The 15,792-nt window shown below is 57.6% G+C and carries 10 protein-coding genes and 1 pseudogene; 3 read left to right on the top strand and 8 right to left on the bottom strand.

The annotated features are described in order from the left end of the window. Positions 1 to 18: 18 nt before the first annotated feature. The gene (locus J4G38_RS29260; protein ID WP_226163232.1) at positions 19 to 177 is read left to right on the top strand and encodes a transposase; all 159 of its coding nucleotides are present in this window, start codon (positions 19 to 21) and stop codon (positions 175 to 177) included. On the opposite strand, the gene J4G38_RS24950 is transcribed toward J4G38_RS29260, so the two are convergent. The 4 genes and pseudogenes from J4G38_RS24950 to J4G38_RS24935 form a co-directional block, all read right to left on the bottom strand. Further along, the gene (locus J4G38_RS24950; RefSeq protein WP_210521625.1) at positions 174 to 1,136 is read right to left on the bottom strand and encodes a hypothetical protein; all 963 of its coding nucleotides are present in this window, start codon (positions 1,134 to 1,136) and stop codon (positions 174 to 176) included. The two genes, J4G38_RS29260 and J4G38_RS24950, sit on opposite strands and share 4 nt — an antisense overlap. A gap of 49 nt (positions 1,137 to 1,185) precedes the next feature. After that, a pseudogene (locus J4G38_RS24945) lies at positions 1,186 to 1,497 on the bottom strand (heavy metal translocating P-type ATPase); the annotation flags it as partial. A gap of 83 nt (positions 1,498 to 1,580) precedes the next feature. After that, positions 1,581 to 6,359: a DUF3320 domain-containing protein gene (locus tag J4G38_RS24940; RefSeq protein ID WP_210521624.1), complete on the bottom strand. Its 4,779-nt coding sequence runs from the start codon at positions 6,357 to 6,359 to the stop codon at positions 1,581 to 1,583. Between the two features lie 425 nt (positions 6,360 to 6,784). Beyond that, the gene (locus tag J4G38_RS24935) at positions 6,785 to 7,054 is read right to left on the bottom strand and encodes a helix-turn-helix domain-containing protein (protein ID WP_210521623.1); all 270 of its coding nucleotides are present in this window, start codon (positions 7,052 to 7,054) and stop codon (positions 6,785 to 6,787) included. Between the two features lie 144 nt (positions 7,055 to 7,198). Here J4G38_RS24935 and J4G38_RS24930 point away from each other — a divergent pair, with 144 nt between their 5' ends. Then, a complete protein-coding gene (locus J4G38_RS24930) occupies positions 7,199 to 7,555 on the top strand; it encodes a hypothetical protein (RefSeq protein ID WP_210521622.1) in 357 nt (118 codons plus the stop codon). Positions 7,556 to 7,743: 188 nt separating this feature from the next. Here J4G38_RS24930 and J4G38_RS24925 read toward each other — a convergent pair whose 3' ends face one another. Continuing rightward, complete coding sequence (locus J4G38_RS24925; protein ID WP_226163833.1) at positions 7,744 to 10,518, bottom strand: class I SAM-dependent DNA methyltransferase; 2,775 nt, start codon at positions 10,516 to 10,518, stop codon at positions 7,744 to 7,746. Positions 10,519 to 11,207: 689 nt separating this feature from the next. On the opposite strand from J4G38_RS24925, the gene J4G38_RS24920 reads away from it, so the two are divergent. Further along, positions 11,208 to 12,695, top strand: a complete 1,488-nt coding sequence (locus J4G38_RS24920; RefSeq protein ID WP_210521621.1) for an ADP-ribosylglycohydrolase family protein — start codon at positions 11,208 to 11,210, stop codon at positions 12,693 to 12,695. A gap of 259 nt (positions 12,696 to 12,954) precedes the next feature. Here the strand turns inward: J4G38_RS24920 and J4G38_RS24915 are convergent, their stop codons facing one another. The 3 genes from J4G38_RS24915 to J4G38_RS24905 form a co-directional block, all read right to left on the bottom strand. Beyond that, positions 12,955 to 13,863 (bottom strand): hypothetical protein, encoded by a 909-nt coding sequence (locus J4G38_RS24915; RefSeq protein ID WP_210521620.1) that lies wholly within the window; start codon positions 13,861 to 13,863, stop codon positions 12,955 to 12,957. 327 nt (positions 13,864 to 14,190) lie between these two features. Next, positions 14,191 to 14,478, bottom strand: coding sequence for a helix-turn-helix domain-containing protein (locus J4G38_RS24910; protein ID WP_210521619.1), 288 nt, complete (start codon positions 14,476 to 14,478; stop codon positions 14,191 to 14,193). Between the two features lie 73 nt (positions 14,479 to 14,551). Next, on the bottom strand, positions 14,552 to 15,376 hold the full coding sequence (locus J4G38_RS24905) for a hypothetical protein (RefSeq protein WP_210521618.1): 825 nt from the start codon (positions 15,374 to 15,376) through the stop codon (positions 14,552 to 14,554). Between the last annotated feature and the right edge of the window lie 416 nt (positions 15,377 to 15,792).

The following is a 15,792-nucleotide window of genomic DNA, read 5'->3' as shown; positions in this document are numbered from 1 at the left end:
AAAAAAAATCGGACGCAAGTGATTGAGCACAACGAAGAAGTCTACAAAAATCGTAACCAAATCGAACGCTGCTTCAACCGCCTCAAGCGGTTTCGGGGCCTCGCTTCACGCTACGAAAAGAACGCCAGCACCTTTCTGGCAATGGTCACCCTCGGAGCCATCCTGATGTGGCTTTAATTGTTTACACGTCCTAGGGTCTTGGCCCTGGCTTCTACTTCACGGCTAAATTCTCTGACTGCTGAAAGAATAGCATCGAAATTCGTCTTAATAGCATCAATGCTATTATCCATCTCGCATGCAATCTGCATCTTGTCTTGAGCAGAAAGTGCACCCTGAGCCTTCAGCTCAGCGTAAATAGCCTGACGTTGAGCGGGCTGTTTACTTGTTAGCACCAAATGGACACCCAAGTGCTGTTTCTCCGCGCTAAGCGGCCCCCAGCTAAGTTGGCTGTATAAGGAGCTGATGATGTCTAATATCTGCTTGGCCTTGTCATGCTGCTGGTATTCAGTTGTCCACGCGTATAGCTGTGTGAGCAGGAAGGCTCCTTCCATCGTAGTTGCGCGTATCACTACAGCTGCCCACTTAATGGCTTTGTCAAGAAAATCTTGACACCATTGGGATAATCCGCTGAAGGAACGAGAATAATAAAAGAGCTGGCCCAGCCACAGCGTGATGATTTGCAAAACGTCCACGCCAAGCGAAAACTGCCATGTTTGTGGATTTGCAAAGCGCCAGAGCCGCTCCGGTTGCGACACATATTGCTCCCCATTTTTCATTGCCCTGCCATACAACGACTTTGTAAAGCAATCGAACACATCGAGCATGGTGCCACGCTGGTTGTAAGTACCGGCTGCTTTGGCCCCGTGAATCAATAGTAGCAAATCAAGTCCAGCGTTTGGAAGCACCATTGCCGGGTGCTTCTTAGCTATAATTATATCATCAAAGATGAGCGTGATGTGTTTTCTGAATTCGTCCAGCGTTAACTCCTGAACTATAGCGCACTCTACTGTAAATATGTCTTCGAGCACAAAAATCAATTGACGGTCAGCAGGATTGTAGTCCTGTTTCCAAAGCGTTTCAACTTCTTGGCTGTAACGACCAGCATATACCGCTGGGAAAACGTCTCTTATCTTCATTGTTGATACAAATGTTTCTCAAAGGGCTATTTATAGGCTGATTTAATTGTTAATCAGCTGTTTGGGGCTGACTTTCGAGGGGGGATGCTGCTTTGCTGGTGAAGTCCATGCGCTGGATGTGCACGGCGTTGAGGATGGCGAGCAGGGCCACTCCCACGTCGGCAAACACGGCTTCCCACATGGTGACCAGGCCCCCGGCGCCGAGGGCGAGCACCGCGGCTTTCACGGCAAAGGCTAGCCAGATGTTCTGCTAGATGACAGTTTGGGTGGCCACAGCAATGCGGTGGGCGGTGGCAATCTTGCTGGGGTGGTCGGTTTGGATGACGACGTCGGCGGTTTCGATGGTGGCGTCGGAGTCGAGGGGGTTGAGTTCGGGGTGAGACAATGGCTGCATACAAAACGGAGGTCTCAACCAGTAGCCGATAGTTAGGCCCTCTGAGATACTTACACAGGCATTAGCACTCCATTCGCTTCCTGAAGCTTGTGCTCAACGATGAGCCGGTCAATGGTGGTCGAAAAGGCTTGGCGTTGTTCTTCGCTGGGGCGGCCAAAACCGAGGAGGCGGGTAGCAGGCAGCGCAACAGTCTCGCGTTCCAAGGCAAAGCTGTCGCGTACCACCGTGAGGACGGCAGCCGCCAACTCCTCCGGTGCGATGAAATTGAGCTTGCGGGAGACGGGCGGCAAGGTGCTGCGGTCCCGCAACGGCGCGCTTGAGGCCTGCATTGTAGGTGTCCACAGAAAGTCTTCTTGCTGCCGGATGCTGCCCATTTTGCCTGCTAAGCGAATAGCTTCGGCGACTGTGGCCCGAATGCGGGAACCGACTTGTGTTGCTCCCGTGGCCGAAGCCAAGCGGCGGGTGACCTCATCGACATGTACAGGGCTCTCCACGGCCACGACCTCCGCTACCCACGCCGCTAACCGGCCGGTTGGGTGCTGGTGTATTTCCTGCTGACGAATAGCCGCCGGCAGCTGCGCCACTTGGTAGGGGGCAGCTGTGGTAGTACCAATTGCAGCGGGTTCTTCCCGTTCCAAGGTGCTCGGTAGGACGTCCGGAGCCAACTCTTCTTCCGGTTCATCGGGCTGGTCCAGGACCAGGAGGCGGCGGGCTTCTTCAATCGCGGCTACAACTCGTTCCACTTCGCGGGCTGGGTCGCGGAACCAATCGGTGCTCCAGATGCGGTGCAGGCGCCAACCCACGGCTTCGAGCACTTGCTGACGCAGCCGGTCCCGGTCACGGGCCGAGCGGGCGGAGTGGTACATGGCCCCGTCGCACTCGATGCCGAGCACGTAGCGGCCGGGCTGGTCGGGGTCGACCACGGCCAGGTCAATGTAGAAGCCCTGGCTGCCTATCTGGGGGCGCACCTGGTAACCTCGGGCGGTGAGGGCCCGGTACACGGCTTCCTCAAACGGGGATTCCATCTCGCGCCCGGTTTCCTCGTTTTGGTTCAGGCGGCCGTGTTGGGCAAAGTTGAGGAAGGTTTTCAGGGCCGCTACGCCCTTGGCCCGTGTCCGGCCCAGGTCCAGGTCGTCGGCAGTCAGGTTGGTGAACACTTCGCAGCGCTGCTTGGCGCGGGTAATTAACACGTTGAGGCGACGCTCGCCGCCTTCACCGTTGAGCGGGCCAAAGCTCATGGTCAGGTATCCGTCCTTGGTGCGGCCGTAGCCGATGCTGATGAGAATAACGTCGCGCTCGTCGCCCTGTACGTTTTCTAGGTTCTTAATGAAGAAGGGCTCGTGGGCGTGGCGGTTGAAGAAGGCTTCGGTTTCGGGGTGCTGTTTGCGGCGGATTTCCAGGGCATCCTGAATAGCCTGACGCTGAGCCGTGCTGAAAGCCACCACGCCGAGGGTGAGCTTCGGGGTGGTGCGGGCGTGGTGCAGAACGGCATCGGCTACCGCCGCGGCTTCCTGCGGATTGGTGCGCGTAGTGCCACGCTCGTAGTGCGTGTTGGGCAGGTGGTGATACACCAGGCCCAGCTGCCCCTGGCCGCCGGGGCTGGGGAAAATCACCAGCTTGTCTTCGTAGAACAAGTGATTGGACGCCGCAATCAGCGATTGGTGCAGACTACGGTAGTGCCAGCGGAGCATCCGTTCGGGCATCTGGCGGGCCTTGCACAGCTCCAGAATGCTTTGGATGTCGGCCGTCACGTTCTCTTCGTCGGCGGCCTCGCCGGCTCCGGTGAGCGAGTCGAAAAAGCTGGTAGGAGGAAGCTGTTTGGAGTCGCCCACTACGACCAGCTGCTTGCCCCGCGCCACGGCACCGAGCGCATCCACGGGCTTCACCTGGCTGGCTTCGTCGAACACCACGAGGTCAAATTCGACCGCACCCGGCGGGAGGTAGCTCGCCACGGAGAGCGGTGACATCATGAACACGGGCTTGATGGCTTGAATGGCCCGGCCAGCGTCCTGCATGAGCTTACGGAGCGGCAGGTGCCGGCTCTTCTTGGCAAACTCATTCTTGATGAGCAGCATTTGCCCGCCAGCTTGTGGGTTGGGCAGCTGCGCGTGGTGGTTTTGCATGGCCCGCACGCGGTTGTGGTACAAGCTGTCGCGGTCGGCCTGCCGGAAGCGCGCCGCCAGCTCCTCGTGCCCGGCGCGCTCAAACTGGCGCAGCGCCGGGTGCTGGTCGTAGGCCAGTTTCTGGAGGTACTCCAGCCAGGTTTGGCGCACGGCGGCCGCCAAGAAGCGGTCGGCTTCGGGCCAGCGTTCGGCCAGCAGCAGCAGCTCGGAAAGTTGTTCGGTCTGCACACCGGCGGCGACGTTGTTCCACTCCGTAACCAAGCGCAGGGCCGGCAAGTCGGCGGTCCAGGCGCTTAGCGTGGCTATCTGCGCAGCAAAAGGCTGAAACTGCAAGCGTCCGTCGGGGCCAAATCGGCGCGCTTCATTCAGGCGCAAGGCGTCGGCCAGGCCCTGCAGTGCCGTGCGGTGCTCAACTAAAGCGGTTTCCAAGGCCGCTACGAGGGCTGTAATGGCTTCTGGACGAGCGGTTCGGGCCAGGTAGTCCAGCAGTACAGCCGGTAGTTCTTGGCGAGCTATGCGCTGATGGGTCAGGACTAGATAATCGGCCACGCGGCGCAAAGCCTGCCAATCGGAGCGAAGGCCCTGCCACGCAGGCCCAAAAAGGGTGCCAGCAAAAGTGTCGGCGTCGGCAATGGTCTGATGGTGCCGAGCGGCCTCGTGAATGGCATCGATAACCGGAACCAGCGCTGTGGCATCATCAGGCAAGGGGCCCTGCCACACGCTTTGCAGCCGCTTGCGAGCGCGGCGGTAGTCGCCGTTCAGGAACTTCCACCACTTGTCGCCATAAGCCAGAAAAGCGGCCCGCTCGGCGAGCAGTTGTTGGCTCCAGGCTTCGGGCAGCAACGCCGCATCATGTTGCTGGTGCAAGGCGGCGAAGACGGTGCCCGCATGCAGGATGTCGGCCAGGCGGGTTGCTTGTTGTGTCCAGGCGGCATCGGGTACTGACGTGCCAGCCAAAGAAGGGGCTAGCTGGGCATGCCGGGCGGGCGGAAGCAAGGCTTCGGCCGTCGCCCGGTCGGCCGGCAGAGGAAGCCCTAGTTGCAAGGCCAGGGTTTCGGCCGCCGCCTCTAGGGCCTGGGTAGCCGCGAAAGCAATGCTCAGGTATGTAACCAAGGCGTCTTGTGCCGCTGGCAGCAGCACCAGGAGCTCGCTGCCCCAAAACAGCAGGTTTTTGGGTACGCCCGTTTTTTGCAGGGTGGCTTGCAGGCGGTTGCCTACGGCTTCGACATGGGCCACGTCGGCATCGGTCCAGGTAGTCAGGTGGGCAAAGGCTATCCGGGGCAACTGCACCGGACCCCGTTCTTCGGCCAACCGCAGCAGTTCGCCGGTCACTTGTTGTGCCGTACGCCGACTGCGGCCCAATGGAGCATTTACGGCCAGGGCATAGTCATTCAGTGCTTGGCGGTAGCGCGGTAGCTGGGTCATTTGGTCCGCGATGATGGCTGCCGTGGCGGGCCGCCCCAGGCTGAGCGTGTGGCGTAGTTCATCGTGCAAAGCCTTTTTGTTGGCTTTGTGGCTGTGCAGCTCCAAGCAGGCGGCACCCAACCCCAAGGTGTCCAGCCGGCGCTTTACCACTTCCAGTGCGGCCATCTTCTCCGCCACAAACAACACTTTTTTGCCGGCCCCAATGGCTTCGGCCAGCAGGTTGGCAATGGTTTGGGACTTGCCCGTACCGGGCGGGCCCTGGATGACCAGGTTGCGCCCTTCATGCACGGCCAAAAGCGCCAGTAACTGCGAGGAGTCCGCGTCTAACACCTGGTGCAGCTCGGCCGCCGGGCTTTCGGTGTCCAGAAACGCCGTGTCACCCACCGTCGGGGCGGCATCGCGGAAGCCAGTGTCCGTGCCCAGTAGCGCCCCGATGGCCGGATGCGTAAGCAGGCTCTGGCCGGCTGGCCAGTTGTCGGGATCCAAGTCCCGATACAGCATGAACTTCCCGAACGAAAAGAAGCTCAGCGCGATGCTGTCCACTTCGACCCGCCACCGCGGCAGTCCTGCAATGGATTCTGTTACGGCGGCGTAATAATCGGTTAGCTGGCCTTCCTCGTCCAATTCGGGCAGCGGCAGCATCACCCCAAAATTGGCTTTCAACTTGGCCTGAAGAGATAAATTGCCTTCCACTTCGGCCCCGGTGTGGCGCAGCTTAAAACGCTCGGCGGCGGTCCCGCGCTCTAATAGGACCGGCACCAGTACCAATGGCGCTTGCCGTGCTTCGTCGCTGCTCTCAGCCTCATACCACGTGAGCATGCCCAGTGCTAGGTACAGGATGTTCACGCCCTGCTCTTCGAGGCTGGTGCGGGCGGTGTAGTAGGTGTTGAGCAGGCGGCTTTCTAGCTTGGCCAGGGGTTCGGCCGTCTGCAGTTTGTTGTCGGTCAGCAACGCTTGCCGCTCGGCCGCGGTCAGCACGGCCGGTGCCAGTACTGAGGTTTCGTTTTCTGTCGATTCTACGGATATGAAGAGTTCGCTTCCGGGAGCAGCTGCCCCTTTCTTCTTGGGTTCGGGCGCTGCCTGGAAATACATCGTTTTGCCCTGCCGGACCAATACATCATAGGCTGGCGCCGCTTCTTCCTGCACCACGGCCACTCCCTGGGCTTTGGAGAGCCGAAAATTGAGCAGTGGATTGCGCATGCCCAGGTCCAATAATTCCTGGCGAGAAGCTTCAAGGCGAGCGGCGAGGGTTGCCGATTCTTCGGGTAGAGAAGGAAGCATAAGGGGGTGTTAACTGCTCAATAGAAACAAAGGGACAAGGTATGGCTTAAGCATGATTTGGGAAGCTGCGTCCCAGGCTAATGGGTGTCGATTCAAATCCTGCATATCTGTGCCTCGACATCAACTACTATTGACGCTATTTCTGCCAATAACAAGACTCAGCCGCTCGCACCTTTCCCACGAATAGGCTAGCTATATCCACCGTAGTGAGCGAACCACTCAAACTGCTTTCTACTATCTAGCGAACGGCGCGCATCTACTGCGCCAGCGCTGTCTGGCACTCGCGCCAAAACGAGGAGCTTTGCCAGTTAGGGTTGCTGCCCGCTGTCGGTTCAGCTATAGCAGTCGCGTAAAGAGTTCAGAATCGAACAGCTCAGCGGCCTTCAGATGATATAGCTGATAGCATTGTCTAAGCTGCGTATTGCTTATTTGGAAGCAGTTGAACCCTTGATTTTCAACGCGGTATCAGCCTGCGCTTCTATATCTTTTAGCGTTTCAGATAAAGTGACTTGATAGTGCTGACAAAGAATGGCCAGCGTAGTGATGGTCACGTTGTGTCGATTTGACTCGATGCGCCCGATGTGCACTCCCGTGGCGTCATACACTTCCTGAAGGGTTTGTTTCTTACTTTCTCGGAGCTCCTTTAGGCGACGGATAAGTTCGAGTAAAAGAGGAGAAATGGGCTTTGCCGGCATGTGGGCAAAGTCCTGCTATCCGATAGGACTCACAATGACGTAAATGTCATTAATGAGAAGCTATGACGTATTTTTGCGTCTTAATCCACTCTCCCCGCCCACTTACTAAGGCTTAATCGAGACTGAGTCTTTCCAATATTATCCATGAAAATAATTCGCTTAGCTACATTGGCCATAGTTCTCGGAAGTTGCCAAAATGCAATGACCCTTGAAGGCGCTTCGAACCATGACGTAATAGGCACCTACCTATACTCTTCTCCCGATTTTAACAATGCTGTTGGAAAAGCCCTCAATCAGCACCTGACCCTGACTGCAGATAAAGCCACTCTCAGTCATGGTTCTTACAGTACTGATTTTGAGTACGAGGTGAAAAATGGGTATGTGTTTTTAATCAGCGGCAATACTCGTGTTGGGTACCGTATCGTCAGCCATGACACTTTATACGATGATGGCCTGAATGGCTTTGGGGCCGGGAATTATGTCCGCGTCAGCGAGCAATAAGCTCATATGGGTCCAGCGTTCTGGGTTCCTAGCGCGACATTTCATTAACCACCTGCTCGAAAGCGCATTACGAGAGTATGCTGAAAGTGGAAAGCCCCAGGTGATATCAGCGGGTCATTTTGTTCTCGTTATTCTGGGTCAGCCGTTAGGGAATGGCCCCTGCGCAGCTATGTTTAGCTATCCGGCGGTCATAGGTGACTGACAGTAGGCTTTTTTGCGCGAGCAGCTTTGGACGGCGCGCCCAGCACGGGGGCGCTGAGCTGCTGATAGAGGCCGAAGAGGAATTCCAGCCGAGCCAGCTCGGTAGTGAAGGGCTGGGGGCGGTAGCAGCGGTCGACGGCGCGGTCGAGGGCTTGGTGGGTGCGGGCCAGGGCCGGGGGCATGGTGGTGGGGTCGTAGAGGGCGGCGAGGCTTTCGCCGGGAAACTCGGTGCGGGCGGCCAGCACGGCTTCGGCGGCGGCGGTGACGGCCTGGCGCTGGGCCTCGGTGGGCGCGGGCGGGAAGGGGTACGTGCCGTAAACAAGACTGCCCGAATAACGAAAGTCGCTCTTTAAGCGGCCTGCGACGGTTCGCATCCAAGCCATATGCATGGCGGAGGATAAGTGGCCGAAAAGATAGGTGCTGGCTGAATCAACAAGAAAAGCGGTGTTGCTCGTGATGACGTCGGGCGGCATGAACCCAATGGGGATGTACTGTCGGCGTTCCGACGACACTTCCGGTATCAACAGATACTCGTTGGCTGGCTGGGACATGAAGAAGAAGCGGCCCGGCGTGGCCGCGGCTTTGCGAGTGGGCTCCGCGGTACTGGCCAATCGAAACTGACGCACGGCTTCAAGCCGTTGCCGGACCAAGGGCAGCTTTTGCAGCAAGCTAGGTGCGGCGTTTTCGAGCCACAGGCACCAGCGCGGGTTGCCGTTGATATACTCCTCCGCCCCGATGAAAGGACGGATGAGCGGGGCCGCGTCCGGTTCCTGCCGAAGCAGTTCGTCCTTTTCGGCCGTCGTCATAATTAGATGCCCGCCGTCGCTGGGTTTGCTGCCACAGCGCATGGGCGGGAAGTTGCCGAACGGTTCGCGCCGCTTCTGCACCACGGTTTCAGCGGTGGGCAGCAAGTAGGGACTGATGCTGGGTGTGCGCAACTCGTGCGGGGCCGCCGCTGGGCTGGCGTATTCGAACAAGCGGCGGGGCTGCGTGTCCTGCTTCCCAAACCCCACAATGATGCAATGCACGGCGGCATTGCCTCGGGCTTCGTTCGTCCAACGAAACGTCCGGTGCGCGAACTGTATGTGGAACCCGCGCTGCAACAGCGGTGGCCACAGCAGGCCCACTTGCTCGCCCTGCACGATGGAATTGGTGGACACAAACGCCGCTCGAGTGTCAGGAAATTGTTCCAGGTACGTCGCGGCTTTGATAAACCACCCGGCCACAAAATCAAGGTCAGAAGCATTGCGAAAGCCAGCAGCCGTGCCCGTCGCAACGAGGTCGGCTTTTTGCGCCGTGGTTTGGTAGTGCTTGCCGCCAAACGGCGGGTTGCCCACGATGTAATCCAGCCCCGGAAATTCGGCTTCCCAGTCCACGCGCAGGGCGTTGTCGTTCACGATGCGGGCGCCGCCGGTCAGGGGCAGGCGCACGTAGCGCTGGTCGAAGCGGGCGGACAGGGCCAGGTTGAGCTGGTGGTCCATGAGCCAGAGGGCCACTTCGGCAATGCGGGCGGCGAACTCCTCGACCTCGATGCCGGCCACCTGCTCGACGCGCACCTGCTGGTAGAGGGCCAGGTTGAGGCTGACGCCGCCGGCCGTGCCGCGCTCGAAGAGGCGGTCGAGCACGGCGTGCTCGACGAGGCGCAGCTCGCGGTAGGCGACGACCAGGAAGTTGCCGCAGCCGCAGGCTGGGTCGAGCAGGCGCAGGCCGGCCACGCGCTGCTGCAGGCGGGTAAGAGCGGCGCGGTTGGTGCCGGCGGCGGCCAGCTCCTGGCGCAGGCCGTCGAGCAGCAGCGGGTCGAGCACCTTGAGAATGTTGGGCTCGGAGGTGTAGTGCGCGCCGAGGGTGCGGCGCTGCTTGGGGTCGGCAATGCTTTGGAACAGCGAGCCGAACACGGCGGGCGAGATGCGCGACCAGTCGAAGTAGGTGCAGCGGATGAGCCGGGCGCGGGTGCTCTCGGTGAACACGGGGGGGCGGAAGTTCTCGCGGAACAGCGCGCCGTTGACGTAGGGGAAGCTGGCCAGCTGGGCCGAGAGGGCGCGGGGGCGCTCGGCGGGAGGCGTGTCGAGCACGCCGAACAGTTCGAGCAGCTTGGCGCCGAGGTCGTGGCCGTCGGGGTGGGTGTGCTCTTCGAGGAAGGCGCGAAACTCGTCTTTCTCGAAAATGGCGGTGTCTTCGGCGAAGAGGCAGAACAGCAGCCGGGTGAGTAGCACTTCGAGCGGGTGGCCGTGGTAGCCGTCGGCCAGCAGCGCGTCGTGGAGCTGGGCCATGAGCTCGGCGGCTTCGGTGTTGGCGGGGTCTTCGGGGCGCTGCTGGCCGGCGGGACGGTAGCCGGTGAGGAAGCCGAAGAGGTGCAGGCGCTCGGGCAGCTCGGCCAGGGCGAAGTCGTGGCGCTCGCCGGAGTCGAGGTCGTGGAGGCGGAAGCGGCCGAAGTCGGACACGAGCAGGTGGCGGGGCAGCTCGTGGGCGGGCAGGTTGGGCAGGTAGTCGAGGGCCTGCTGGTAGGCGTCGTCGAGGTTGCGGCCCTTGGACTTTTGCTCGACCAGCAGCGTGCCGGGCCAGAACACGTCGATGTAGCCCTGGGCGCCGTCCTGCTTCTTGACGCGCACCTCGAAGCGGGCGCGTCGCCGGGCCTGGGGCGTGAACACGTCGAGGAAGTCGCGCCAGAAGTCTTGGCTTTGGGATTTTTCGTCGTGGGTGTCGGCGTGCTGGCGGGCGAAGTCGGCGGCGCGGTGGCGCAGCTCGGCGAGGGAGAAGGGCATGCGGGCGAAGGTAGGGGGTCGACTACATTCGCAAGCGCCGCCCTGCGAACTGCCAATAGAGACGTTGCAAAAGACGCTATTATCTGGCCCCACGTGTGCGCTAATTGCAAAGTCGCACCCCAGAATGCGCTTCATTTCGGCGTGCCAAGCAACACAGCTGACGCTAACTAGCGAAACGGCCTGTGCAGTACGCTGCTAATAGGTCAGGGAATGCAGGAAAGCTTATTTATTGGCAGAAAGATGCATTGCTTCACCGCGTAGAAAGCAGTAGGGGAATCCGCAGCAAAATAAAGTAGCACCTAGGCTTTCTCCCTTACAAAGCGAGGCCCTTCACGCCTCGAAAGTTGAAGAGTGGAATGACCCGCGAAAAACCGACGAATTTATTTGGTGAAGGTGTCGTGTAGAGAACTGCTATTATCGCTGCCCACTGGCTGGAAATAGCAACATCGCACCCGAGCATGCGCCTTGTTTTTGGCCTGCTTTGACAGCACGATGTTGCTAATGGTGAAATGAGATAAATAACTATCTGTAAACCAATGATATGTTGATGATTTGCTGTATTTATTTGACCGGTTCGGCTGTGATTGTAAGTGTTACAGGCTCAAACGGCTTAAATAGGGACTTAAAATGAGGATAATGATATGTTAACCAGTAACTTGCGATGTAATTGATTCATTGATTAAACTTCTATGTCACAAGCTCTTCTTTCTCTAGAATCGCAGCTGCGGTCGGCCCTGCTTGGCTTGGCCGTGGGCGACGCATTGGGCGTACCCGTGGAGTTCCAGGGCCGATTGGTTCGCCGTCGCGACCCGGTCACGGGCATGCGCGCTTACGGCACGCACCACCAGCCCGCTGGCACGTGGTCCGACGACGCGTCGCTCACCTTCTGCTTGGCCGAGGCCCTGGCCGAGGGGTACAGCGTGCGCCGGCTGGCTGACAACAGCACCCGTTGGTACGAGGACGCCTTCTGGACGCCTCACGGCCAAGTCTTCGACATTGGCATCACCACGCGCGAGGCGCTGCACCAACTCAAAAACATGCCGAAAGAAGCTTCCCCACTCGTCGGCGGGCGGGATGAAATGAGCAACGGCAACGGGTCCCTGATGCGCATCCTGCCACTGGCTTTCTACCAAGCGGATGCTCCGCTGCCCGTGCGGTTCCAGCAAATAGCCGAAGCCTCAGCGGTGACCCATGGCCACCTTCGCTCCGCACTAGCTTGTTTTCTCTACTTAGAGCTAGCGGCCCACTTGCGTACGGGGCTCACGCCGGCGGCGGCTTACGCCCGGCTGTGCCAGGACGCGCCGGCACAGTTCCACGCGTTGCAGGTGCCTGCCCCGGAAGCCGCCGCATTTGCGCGCTTCCTGGGCGGCCAGCTGGCCTCGCTGCCCGAGTCCGCCATTGCCAGTAGCGGCTACGTGCTGCACACGCTCGAGGCGGCCGTGTGGTGTTTGCTGCGCCACGCCACCTACGCAGACACCGTGTTAACCGCCGTCAACCTGGGCGACGACACAGACACAACCGGGGCGGTGGCAGGGGGCCTGGCCGGGCTCTGCTACGGAGAGGACGCCATTCTAGCGGAATGGCTCGCGGTGTTGGCCCGGCGGACCGACATCGAAGACCTAGCCCACCGGGCCGCCGTTGGATGCATGGCCGCGCAGGGCGCTCCGCCTCGGCCCATTCCCAACAGCTACTGGGCCACGCCCGCAGTGTTGGGCTGCGAGTATCCAGGGGACAAGGTCGTGGCGCTTGCACGGGCCAAGCTAACGGCGCTCCTAGACGCCGGCATCACGGACTTCTTTGACCTAACCGAGGCGCATGAACTCATTTCTTACGAGCCCTGGCTGCAAGAATTAGCCGACCAGCGAGGGGTAGTCGTCCGGTACCAGCGCTGCCCGATTCAGGACGTCGACGTGCCCACACCGGCCGTGTTAGAGGGCGTCTTGACTGCCCTGGCTGACACGGTAGCGGCGGGCCGTAAGGCCGCCGTGCATTGCTGGGGCGGGGTGGGGCGTACCGGCACAGTGTTGGGGTGCTACCTCGTGCGAGCCCAGCAGGTCAGCGGTGCTGAGGCCTTGGCCAGCATCGCGCAGAAATGGCAGGGCGTTGAGAAAAGCCATAGGGTACCACGTTCTCCAGAAACGGCCGCGCAGTGCTGTTTCGTGGAGTTCTTTCATTAGATGCTTTGAATTAGTCGGTTGGGATAGGTGTCGGTACAGAAGTGAAAAGCGATATGAAAAGCTTGCCAATTCAGTCAGAGCTTAATGCGGCATGACATCTACAAATCACCTGCTGCCCTGAGTTGTGAACAGCTACCTTGGCCCATGGGTAATAATCCGGAGGCTACGCGCTGTCAATGGCTCATTGTGCACAGCAGATGAGGATGGTTCCAGTTAATTACATGCGTGGAAAAGTGCCCATCGGTCACCCTTATTCCGTTTAGGAGGGTAGAAGCGAATGTAGGCTTTGCAAAAAGATAGCATCATATGGATGAGGCTCGAGCCGCTTTTGGGCCTCTTGCCATAATTGGTCGAATCGTTGGCGGTGGCGTCCAAAAGTGCTGCGAGTCATTGTTGCCTTCATCCACCTCCAAATTCCCGGTGTATTGTAAGTGTTTAGCAAAAAAGCTTCTTCTAGAGGCATGCCCTCGAATGGCAATTCTATGGTGCGTTTTACCAACTTCCAGGTTTTAATTAAGAAACTTCCAAACGCAAGTAGTATTTCTGGCCTGAATAAGTCTTCAAGAGTAACCTGAGAACGATTAAGCAGCTTGAGGATGGGCCGACTTCTAGTAAATACAACCTCGAAGCGCAGTAATGGCTTGCAGAGTAAAGGAGCCACCCCTTTGCTTTTGTCGTATTCTCCCTTGTTGTATGCCTTGATTCTATAATCACGATATGTAGCTGTGGATAGAAGTGGCTCTTTCGTATTTCTTGGTGCTAGGTGTAAGTGAAAGGGCTTCCTTTTATGTTCAAGCAGCGATACTATAAAGGGTTGGGGCGAGGTAGGGGTGGAAAGATTTACGCTTATCTCTAGCGTGCACACATGGAGTAATGCAGCCGGTATGCCTATGTCTTGAGCAAGTGCTACACAAGCTGATTTAACTAACTCGGATGTGAAGCAGCCGCGTTTATGCTCAAGGGCAAACGTATGTAATGAGCCCCACAACCGTCCCCGTCTTTCGTTAAACCAATAGTCGATTCTAAACCCCCGATAAGTGACCCTCACGCGTTCTTGCATTTCTCCTGTGCTGGTCCAGCCGGCGAATGCGAGAGACGAGAGCATGCGCTCCTCTGCTTCGCCATCTTGAGCAGGCAGTGCAAAGTGAAGGTGCATGTTATCGTACATGTGCAGTCTCCGTGACGCAATGCGCCCGGTTGAATAGCGTTGCGCCGGCGGCTCGAGACGACAATGGAGTTGCCTATCCCTTTGCAGGTAGCGGAATTCAAAATCAGAATGGGAGGGAAGTCAGAGTGGGGCCAAGCCGCATAGGGCTGCCAATGCTGACGTCTGGCAACAAAAGGCGATGTGACCTTTGGTCAGCACACCATTACGTTGGGCATCATGCGCTATGGCCTGCGCGTGCTCTTCAAATTATTCGACCAATTGTTTATGGTGACTACTCGTTGAGATAGCCCTGTTGTGTCCAGCAGTCTGAATCAGCTTGTGCTGTGCTTATTTCCGGTGCTGATAACGAGTGTGCTTGCGGCCTGCTTCCAAAACCATGCTGCGTTCAAAGTATATCCGACGTCCCAGGCGAATAAAGGGCACAGTGCCGTTCTTTTGCCACTCTGTCAAGGTAGTCAACGAAATGCCAAACACTTGGCATGCTTCCGTTTTGGTAAGTAGTGAGTCGGGGCCGTCGACTTTCGGTGCCCCGGGAGTAACCATCTTAGCGAAAGTTCTGAGCAGAAGCTCTTCAAAAGCTTCCGGGCTGTCGGCAAGGATAACAACGTGTGCCATTGTAGGACCAGGTAGGTGAATCAATGAGACAAACCTAGTACTGCATGAATGGTAAGTGCAAGATAAACAGTGCCTAGGAAGGTATTAGAGCTTTTGGTATAAGCTCTATAGGTAGTGAAAGTGCTATGCTTGAGTGGCCCTCTTTAATGGCTGGATATGAGTTCTTCTTACCCAGACTTATTAATACTGAATCGTCATATTCACCAACTCCGAGCTTATCAATCGGGATTTTCAATAATGCGAGTTTGAGGGCTAATGCGGGGTTTTTACTTGATGTATTTTGTGGTGGAAACACATGGCAAAGGTCCCGGCATAGCGCTGCCATGTTGTTTTTATTTTCTCGGTAGGCCTTTAGACTTATCACTCCATTTCTTTCAAGGATATATAAAGCAACAGCCAAATCCGATACGGGTCCGCTAAATGGGCGCGTTGCAACGAGGAGTTTATTCTGGGTCTCTTCTGCCTTGAGGAGTAATTGCCGCTGTTTTCTAACCCACTTTTCAACTTTGACCGCATTGGCCTTAAATAATTTGCCACTTCCTGGATAAGCAACGACAAGTGGTTTGTCGGTAGCCCAAATTCCCCTTAGTCGAAGCTTTTGCACAACATCTTCCAAATAGTCGCAGTCCACGTTATCGCATTCAGGAAAGAGCGTGTGAAGCTGGCTCTCTACCTCCTTGTGGGCCCACTCTCGGAGGTGAGATGCCAAATAGTACGGGAACCCTTCGCCGTAAGGTCGGTTCGATGGTCTCGGCGGACTCAAATACAGCGTAGGAAAGTTGCTGCGGCTGAACTCCTCCAATGGAGGACGAGAGTCAAAGTTCTTCTTTCTCTCAGTCTCTGTATTGAATATTACTAAATTCTTCCGCTCCTGGATTGTGGGTAGGCGCTCAGTCATTCACGAAAATAAGATAGTTCCTAAACAAACACTCAGGAAGGAGCAGAAGGGGAAGTTTAAGGAGATAGCCTACGCCGGGGGCGTCACGTCATTTGGCCTTTGTTTCCATTGTTTCATTGCCCTTGGTCACGTTTAATGCACACAGCTTGTAACCAGTCTTGCCTGGAATATAAATAGCATTCGCCGAGCGCTGTCCCGTGTGCTGTCCCGTGAAAAGCAAGAGGCCCAACAACTTGCTGATTAACAGCATGTTGTTGGGCCTCTTAGTGGTCGTGTAAGGAGTTTGTGAATGCTATCCCACGCGGGTGAGCGTGTCACTGTGCAGGGAGAGTAATAACAGCGGTTGTTTTGCCCCGCACCGCGTAGCATCCATTTGCATCGGTAAGCATAAAATCCGCCACCAAAAACGCCACCTC

Origin of the sequence: Hymenobacter terricola (assembly GCF_017921975.2) — a bacterium.
GTDB classification, from domain to species: Bacteria; Bacteroidota; Bacteroidia; order Cytophagales; family Hymenobacteraceae; genus Hymenobacter; species Hymenobacter terricola.
This window is presented reverse-complemented; position numbering and strand designations above follow the sequence as displayed.

What these genes read in the sequence shown, in the direction of transcription:
- J4G38_RS24950 (WP_210521625.1), bottom strand. Translation starts at nt 1,136, where the DNA reads ATGAAGATAAGAGACGTTTTCCCAGCGGTATATGCTGGTCGTTACAGC.
- J4G38_RS24940 (WP_210521624.1), bottom strand. Translation starts at nt 6,359, where the DNA reads ATGCTTCCTTCTCTACCCGAAGAATCGGCAACCCTCGCCGCTCGCCTT.
- J4G38_RS24935 (WP_210521623.1), bottom strand. Translation starts at nt 7,054, where the DNA reads ATGCCGGCAAAGCCCATTTCTCCTCTTTTACTCGAACTTATCCGTCGC.
- J4G38_RS24930 (WP_210521622.1), top strand. Translation starts at nt 7,199, where the DNA reads ATGAAAATAATTCGCTTAGCTACATTGGCCATAGTTCTCGGAAGTTGC.
- J4G38_RS24925 (WP_226163833.1), bottom strand. Translation starts at nt 10,518, where the DNA reads ATGCCCTTCTCCCTCGCCGAGCTGCGCCACCGCGCCGCCGACTTCGCC.
- J4G38_RS24920 (WP_210521621.1), top strand. Translation starts at nt 11,208, where the DNA reads ATGTCACAAGCTCTTCTTTCTCTAGAATCGCAGCTGCGGTCGGCCCTG.
- J4G38_RS24915 (WP_210521620.1), bottom strand. Translation starts at nt 13,863, where the DNA reads ATGTACGATAACATGCACCTTCACTTTGCACTGCCTGCTCAAGATGGC.
- J4G38_RS24910 (WP_210521619.1), bottom strand. Translation starts at nt 14,478, where the DNA reads ATGGCACACGTTGTTATCCTTGCCGACAGCCCGGAAGCTTTTGAAGAG.
- J4G38_RS24905 (WP_210521618.1), bottom strand. Translation starts at nt 15,376, where the DNA reads ATGACTGAGCGCCTACCCACAATCCAGGAGCGGAAGAATTTAGTAATA.